Genomic DNA, 7,161 nt, shown 5'->3' with positions numbered 1-7,161 from the left:
CAACATGAGAAAACCCGCCACGGCGGGTTTTTTTTCGTCCCTCATTCATGTCCAGGACGCCGCCGCGGCCGAGGCTGACCGCCGGGATCGTGATCCAGATTAAGTGCCGGGGACAGCGCTTTTTCTATCATTCGCTAACGCCACGTCTCCAAGGCAAGGGAGACGAAGCTGCATGCCATGGCGACGCCGCGGGCGCAGCGCTTCGCTCACTTGAGCATTCTTTCAAATGGAGAATAATATGGACACCTCGGTTTCGCGGAAAGAAGAACTGGAACGCTTGCACGGTATCAGATTTGACGAGAAAAGCCTGACACTGTGGGTCAAGTCCACCGGCTGCACGAAGAAAGAAGACTTCGAGGTGCGCATGCCGAAAGGTGCGCCGGGAAGATCCACGCTGGCACTGGAAATCGTGCGCGTCAATCCGGATTTCTGCCGGACCACGCCGCACGTGGTCGAACTCAATTTTTCCTGGGACGAACTCGGTCTTGACGCGCAGTTGCTGAAAACCGCCTCGGTCAGGGTGGCGAACACCTTCGGCATTCTGAGATAACAAGGTACCCGCCATGAAAAAACCCGCCGAAGCGGGTTTTTTTTACATCAGAACTTGTAGCCGATCCCGACACTGATCACTTGCGGATCGAGCGTGAGGTCCTGCGTCTGGCCCGACGAGAAATCGACCTTGGTCTTGAGGAAGCTCTTGATGTACGCCACGTCCGCGAACCAGCGGTCGTTGATGTTGTACACCAGGCCGAGCTGCAGGCTGGTGGCCAGCTTGTTCTTGACCTTGAAGGTAGTCGGCGGACCACCGATGTCGCTGATCGCGGTCAGGCGCCCGGAACCGGTCTCCTTGGCGAAATAGGCGTAGGTGATGCCCGCGCCCAAGTACGGCCGCAGCATTGCTTCCGGCTTGAAGAAACGGTACTGGACCAGGAAGGTCGGCGGCAGTGCCTTGACCGTACCCAGCTCGCCCGTACCCTTGATGGCGCCGTCGCCGTACAAGGTGTGCTTGAACGGCATGCCCAGGTCCAGCTCGAGCGACACATTGTCGGTCAGGCCGTAGGCAAACGAAAACACCGGCTTGGTATCGGAGCCGATGGCGGCCTTGGTGCCCGGCAGCGCAGGCGCGCTGACGTCGCCGCTCTTGACCTTCGGGGTGATCTCGGCAACACCGCCCTTGGCGGTCCACTGGCCGGCCGACTGCGCCGATGCGCCCGACGCGACTGCCATCACGGCCGCCGCGGCAATTGCCTTGCCGACGCTATTCATACGTAATTTCATTTTTTCTCCAGGTTCTTATTATGTGTGCGGCCGGCTTACAGCCAGCCTTTGACGATCATCTGCTCGGCCACGTATTTCGCGATCAGCGAATTCTCGAACGGGGTCGGATGCACGTCATCGGCGAACATGTAGCGGCTGACATCGCCTGCAATCGTGTTGCTGCCGTTGCAAACCAGGGAGGTATGTCCCAGGGCATTGTCGCCGCAGGCCGGTTTCTTGGTTTCGCTCAGGCCGTACGGCGCCGGATTGACGATCTGGTCGTTACTGATGGCCCACAGGTCCACATACAGGATCTTGGATTCGCCAGACACGCCTGCCTTGAGGTGGGCATTGAACTTGTCGACCATGGCGATGATCAGCGCCTGCGGAGCGCCTTTCGCCGTTGCCGCCGGGGCATGGCCTAGGTCGGGCAGGTTGTTGACGACGACGAAATTGGCGCCTTTGCCGACCACCTGGGTTTTCGCCAGTGCCGCCATTTCATCGCCTGCCACGCCCATCGCGGCAATCATCTTCGGTCCTTGCTCGGCGGCGTACGCGGCACCGGCCTTGGCGCCTTCGGCTTCGGCGGCAGCCATGGCCTTGGCGACCATCGGGCCGTACACGGATTCCTGGCCGACCATCTGGTTGCCCGGCTGGGTTGCGGCAGCCTGGACGGCTGCGCCAACGGTGCTTTGCTGGGTCGAACCGGGGCGCTGCGATTCGGCCATGATGGCGCCGCCGATGGCTTGCGCGGCCGCGGCCGGATCGGTCGCGCCGGCGGCGAGCTGGCCGGTCAGGTTGGCGGCGAAGGCTTTGTTGCCAGCAGCCTTGCCGGCCGCCGGGGCGTTGACCGCCAGTTCGCCCAGCATGGCCAGGGCGTCGTTGCCGCCGCCGATCATCAGCACCACTTCATCGCCCTTGAACTTGCCGCCGTTGCGCGACAGGTGGTTGGCAACCTGGGTGGCGATCGGCACGGTCAGCTGGCCGATGGCCGAACCGGTCAGCTTGTGGCCGGGCCCGACTGGATTGGTGACGCGCGCGCCGCCCTGGGCATAGCTCAGGCAAGCGTTGTTGTTGACCACCGGGACCGAAAAGCCCTTGCTGGCGTCGCCGTCCAGGCCCGTCTGGGCCGGGCACGGTGCGGGCAGGCCGAACTGGGCCGCCATGAATTCGGTCCAGTTCTTGCCGGTCAGTGCAGGGTTCTTGGCGGTGTTGTCGCCATTGATGGTGTACTTGCCGCCGCCGAGGTTTTTGACGGTGCCGACGTTGTAGGTGCCCACGTCAGCGAGGCTGTCGCCGAACGAGACCTGGGATGAGAATTTGGTTTTCAGTTCCTGATTGCCGGTTTCGCTGCCGCCGCAAGCGCTCAGTACCGCTGCGGTGAGCAAAGCCAGCGCAAAATTTGTGTGACGCATTGTGTCTCCTGGTGAAATTTATATTTTTATTAAACGAACGCCCGTGCTTTTCCCTACCTAACTAATATGCCAGTCTTCCCCTTACTTGTATAGGAAAACACCTTGGCAGAATGTCAGTTCAGTGCAACAGAAGGCGCAGCATAAAAAAGTTGCCGGATTATATCAATCGTTCCCGGCAACCGTGCGCTAATTTAGGCGTGGTGACGATGCGATCAGGGCGCGAGCGCGGCGTTGAAGAAACCGCGCGCGGCGCTCAGGCAGAACGGCGCCACCAGACCGGCGTGGTAGTTGTCGGCCACGGCGCGCTCGCCCGATTCGCCGCTCTTGATGGCGTCGAGCTTGACGGCCAGCTTGGCGGTGGCGAAGTTGACCTTCACCGAGCGGTACGCATCGGTGCTGCCCGGGGTATCGTCGAGATCGACTTCGGTGACCATCGACGCGGCGCTGCCGGCCCGGAAATAGTCGGCCGCGGCGCGCGTGTTCAGGTACGACACGGTGCGGTCTTCATGGCCGCCGCACAGCAGCAGCGGCGCCGCGGGGGCGAAGGTGCGCAGGTCGTTCTTGACGAACAGCTTGCGCAGCGGATGTTCGGGCGCGCAAGCCAGCGGGGCCCCGGCCGTGACGCTGCACGGATGGGCTTTCAGATCGGCCAGGTAAGCGTTGCGGTAGCTGGTTTTGAACAGGTTGCCGCTGCCAAAAGAATCGCCGTAGCCGTCGGCCTGGGGCAGCGAATCCTTGGCGAACAGGGCGTTGTCGGGCCAGCCCGGGGTCTTGAGCAATTCTTCCACGGTGATGGCGCCGCTGGCGAATTTGTCGACCGCGGCGGCGAACGGGGCTTCGTACAGGTCGCTGGCGGCGCCGTACACACCGGCGTTGGCACGCTGACCGGCATTGATCAGCGCCGGCAGGAAACCGGTGCTGCCCTTGCCTGGCTTGCCGTTGAACATGTCGTCACCGAACTGGGCCAGCGCATACGGACCGGACATGCCGGCCGCGGCGGTGACCTTGAATTCGCCGGCCAGGTTCTGCATGGCGCGCTGGGTGGCCACGGCCACGTAACCGCCCTGCGAGTAGCCGGTCACGAACAGCTTGCCGGAGTCGCTGGTTTTGACGGCGCCGAACACGCTGCGCGCGGCGCGCAAGCCGTCGATCATGTCGTTCGATTGCTGGGCGGCATCGAGGTAAGGATGGTAAGCCAGGGTCGAGCTGTCGTAGCCGGCGTAATTGGGCGCGACCACGATGAAGCCGCGCGCGGCGAACATGGCGGCGACCAGGCGCGACTCGGTACTGCTCAGGGTCGACATGTCGTAGTTCCGGTCGGACGTGGTGCCGTGCGCGTACAGCAGCACCGGACGCGCGCCGCTGCACTCGGGAGCGCTGCCGGATGGCACCATGATGGCGGTGCTGGCGTCGGTCGCTTCGTTGACGCCGCCGACGGTGTTGTAGCGCACCTTGTAGGTCGTCACGGCGCACTTGAGGTCGCCCGTGAGTGCGGTGGTGCCGCCCTTGAGCGTGTCGAGCAGCTTGCTGAACACGGCCGGCTCCAGGGTCGTGATGTTGGCGCCGTTGGCGCTGACCGGCATCACGGCGGCGCCGCCACCGATCACGCTGCTGCGGGCCGGCGCCGGGGTCGGCGTTGGGGTCGGCGTTGGGGTCGGTGTCGGGGTAGGAGTCGGGGTCGGCGTGGGCGTCGGCGTCGGGGCTGGCGCGTCGTCGCTGCCTCCACAAGCCGTTAATGATAGGGTGAGGAGGGCAGCGAAAGCGAGGCGCATGATTAATCCGTCAGGAAAATGGTTCGTGGTTGAGCAGGCCGTGCACGATGCCAGTCGATCCATGCGCGGCACGGCGCAAACGGTCGTTTACGCCCAGCCAGGCATCGTCCTGCGGCGGTGCTTCGACCAGAATCAGGTCGGCCCCGGCCGTATCCATCGCGCGTAGCGCCGCATAAAGTGCGTGTGCGAAACCTTCCGGGCTTGTGGGTAACTGACTCTCAGCGAACACATCCGGGAAGTGCGAGTAGTGTATCAAAGCGACATTTTTTCCTGCGCCCTTCAATCGTGCGAGGGTGCCGGCAATCTCATGGCTGCCCTGCATGGCCACCGGCGTGTGCGGCGCGTAATGCGATTCCAGGGTGCCGGAGGCGCGCGGGGCGGCCGCGTCCGGAGCGGCCGGCAGCGCGTCGATGACGGCGGCGATCGCTTCGGCGCTGATGTGGCCGGGGCGCAGCAGCACCGGGCCATGCGTCGCCAGGCGCGACAGATCGACGATGGTCGACTCGATCCCGACCGCGCTCTGACCACCGTCGAGCACGGCATCAACCGTGCCGTCAGTGCCGAACTCGTCAATGACGTGCTGGGCGGTGGTCGGGCTGACATGGCCGAATTTGTTGGCCGAGGGCGCCGCTACCCCTCCCCTGCCGCCCTTGAACGCTTGCAAGAGCGCAATGGCGACCGGGTGCGAGGGGCAGCGCAGGCCGACCGTATCCTGGCCGCCCGAGACGGCATCCGGAATGTTGGGGGCGCGCTTGAGGATCATGGTCAGGGGGCCGGGCCAGAAGGCGGCCGCCAGCTGCTCGGCTTCGGCGGGAATGGCGCTCGCCCAGTAGCCCAGGTCGGCGCCGGGCGCGACGTGGACGATGACCGGGTGGTCTTGCGGACGCCCCTTGGCCTGGTAGATGCGGGCCACCGCCTCCGGATTCTCGGCATCGGCGCCCAGGCCGTAGACGGTTTCGGTCGGCAAGGCCACCAGGCGGCCCTGCTCCAGCAGGCGGGCTGCCGCCGTAATGGCGGGCAGGTCGAGCGGAGCGCCCGTCATGCCGGAATGCCGAGAATGGTGCAAGCCGCGGCCAGCTGGGCCTGGGCTTGCGCCAGGGTCGGCGCGATGAAGGTCACATGGCCCATCTTGCGTCCGCGCCGCGCCGCTTCCTTGCCGTACAGGTGCAGGCAGGCGCCGGGCAGCGCCAGCAGCTCGGCCCAGGCCGGTTCGCACGGGCTGTCCGAGCCGGGCGCGAACCAGATGTCACCCAGCAGATTGAGCATGACGGCCGGCGAATGCTGGCGCACATCGCCCAGCGGCAGGCGCGCCATGGCGCGTACCTGTTGCGCGAACTGGCTGGTCACGCAGGCATCCATCGTGTAGTGGCCGCTGTTGTGGGGACGCGGCGCCATTTCGTTGACCACCAGCGAACCGTCGGTGAGCACGAAAAATTCGATGCACAGCACGCCCACATAGGCCAGTTCGTCAATGATGACCCTGGCGGCCTGCTGGGCCTTGGCGGCGCTATCGAACGACACGTTCGGGCCGGGCACGGTGGTGGTGAACAGGATGCCGTCGCGGTGCACGTTTTCGGCGATCGGGTAGACCACCGACTCGCCATCGGCGCCGCGCGCGGTCAGGACCGACACTTCGTAGGCCAGCGGCAGCATTTTTTCGAGCAGGCAGGTGACACCGCCCATGGCGGCAAAGGCCGCGCGCACGTCGTCAAGGGTGCGGACCACAGCCTGACCCTTGCCGTCGTAACCCATGCGCACCGTCTTGAGGATGCCCGGCAGCAGCAAATCCTCGATGGTATCGATATCGTCCGGCGTGGCAATGGTCTTGTGCGGCGCCGGGGGAACCCCGGAACGCGCCGCGCAGCCGGCCAGGAAGCGCTTTTCGGCAATCCGGTCCTGGGCGATCGCCACGCAGTCGGCGCCCGGTGCGACAAAGGCGTGCGTGGCCAGCAGGCGCAGGCTGTCGGCAGGCACGTTTTCGAATTCGGTGGTCACGGCGACGCAGGACTGGCCCAGCTGGGCCAGCGCCTGGGCATCGCTGTAATCGGCCGCGATCAGGCTGTCGGCGGCGTGCCCGGCAGGACTGTCGGGCGCCGCTTCCAGCACGGCCACCTTGAAACCCATGGCCTGGGCGGCGTGCACGAACATGCGGCCGAGCTGGCCGCCGCCCATGACGCCGAGACGGGCCGGCGGCAAAAAAGGAGAGTGCTGCTTGCTCATACTGGCAGGACCGAAGCCTTGGCAGCGGCCGTCTGGCGCGCGCGGAATTGCTCAAGTTGCGCGGCCAGCGCGTCGTCCGTGCAGGCCAGCATGGCAACCGCCGCCAGCGCCGCGTTGGCGGCGCCCGCTTCACCGATGGCGAAGGTGGCGACCGGAATGCCCTTAGGCATCTGCACGATGGACAGCAGGGAATCCTTGCCCGACAGATAGCGCGACGGCACCGGCACGCCGAGTACCGGCACAATGGTCTTGGCCGCGATCATGCCGGGCAAGTGGGCGGCGCCGCCGGCGCCGGCGATGATGGCGCGCAAGCCGCGCGCACGGGCGCTTTGGGCGTAGGCGAACATGTCATCGGGCATGCGGTGGGCCGAAACGACCTGGGCTTCGAACGGGACGCCGAAGTCCTTGAGCATGTTGACGGCGTGCTGCATGACTTCCCAGTCCGACGAGGAACCCATGACGATGCCGACCAGGGGTTTGTTTTCTGGAGTGCTCAT

At 65.1% G+C, this 7,161-nt stretch carries 7 protein-coding genes; 1 reads left to right on the top strand and 6 read right to left on the bottom strand.

Annotated elements, in window-relative coordinates; all coding sequences use genetic code 11:
• The first annotated feature begins 238 nt into the window (after window positions 1-238).
• Window positions 239-550 carry a hypothetical protein gene (locus tag RBA40_RS32200; protein WP_099874991.1) on the top strand — a complete coding sequence of 104 codons (312 nt, stop codon included), beginning with the start codon at window positions 239-241 and terminating at the stop codon, window positions 548-550.
• 47 nt (window positions 551-597) lie between these two features.
• Here the strand turns inward: RBA40_RS32200 and RBA40_RS32195 are convergent, their stop codons facing one another.
• From RBA40_RS32195 to purE, 6 genes are all read right to left on the bottom strand, one after another.
• Window positions 598-1,278 carry an OmpW/AlkL family protein gene (locus tag RBA40_RS32195; RefSeq protein ID WP_306652879.1) on the bottom strand — a complete coding sequence of 227 codons (681 nt, stop codon included), beginning with the start codon at window positions 1,276-1,278 and terminating at the stop codon, window positions 598-600.
• Between the two features lie 35 nt (window positions 1,279-1,313).
• Window positions 1,314-2,672, bottom strand: a complete 1,359-nt coding sequence (locus RBA40_RS32190; RefSeq protein WP_306652877.1) for an SGNH/GDSL hydrolase family protein — start codon at window positions 2,670-2,672, stop codon at window positions 1,314-1,316.
• 212 nt (window positions 2,673-2,884) lie between these two features.
• Window positions 2,885-4,444, bottom strand: a complete 1,560-nt coding sequence (locus tag RBA40_RS32185) for an alpha/beta hydrolase family protein (protein ID WP_306652875.1) — start codon at window positions 4,442-4,444, stop codon at window positions 2,885-2,887.
• Between the two features lie 10 nt (window positions 4,445-4,454).
• Window positions 4,455-5,486, bottom strand: a complete 1,032-nt coding sequence (locus RBA40_RS32180; protein ID WP_306652873.1) for an L-threonylcarbamoyladenylate synthase — start codon at window positions 5,484-5,486, stop codon at window positions 4,455-4,457.
• Complete coding sequence (locus RBA40_RS32175; RefSeq protein WP_306652871.1) at window positions 5,483-6,664, bottom strand: 5-(carboxyamino)imidazole ribonucleotide synthase; 1,182 nt, start codon at window positions 6,662-6,664, stop codon at window positions 5,483-5,485. The genes RBA40_RS32180 and RBA40_RS32175 overlap by 4 nt, the downstream gene beginning before the upstream one ends.
• Entirely contained in the window at window positions 6,661-7,161 is a 501-nt protein-coding gene (purE, locus tag RBA40_RS32170) for a 5-(carboxyamino)imidazole ribonucleotide mutase (RefSeq protein WP_306652882.1), read from the bottom strand. Before purE ends, RBA40_RS32175 begins: the two co-directional genes overlap by 4 nt.

It is taken from the genome of Massilia pseudoviolaceinigra, from assembly GCF_030846505.1.
In the GTDB taxonomy this organism is placed as follows: Bacteria; Pseudomonadota; Gammaproteobacteria; order Burkholderiales; family Burkholderiaceae_D; genus Telluria_A; species Telluria_A violaceinigra.
This window is presented reverse-complemented; position numbering and strand designations above follow the sequence as displayed.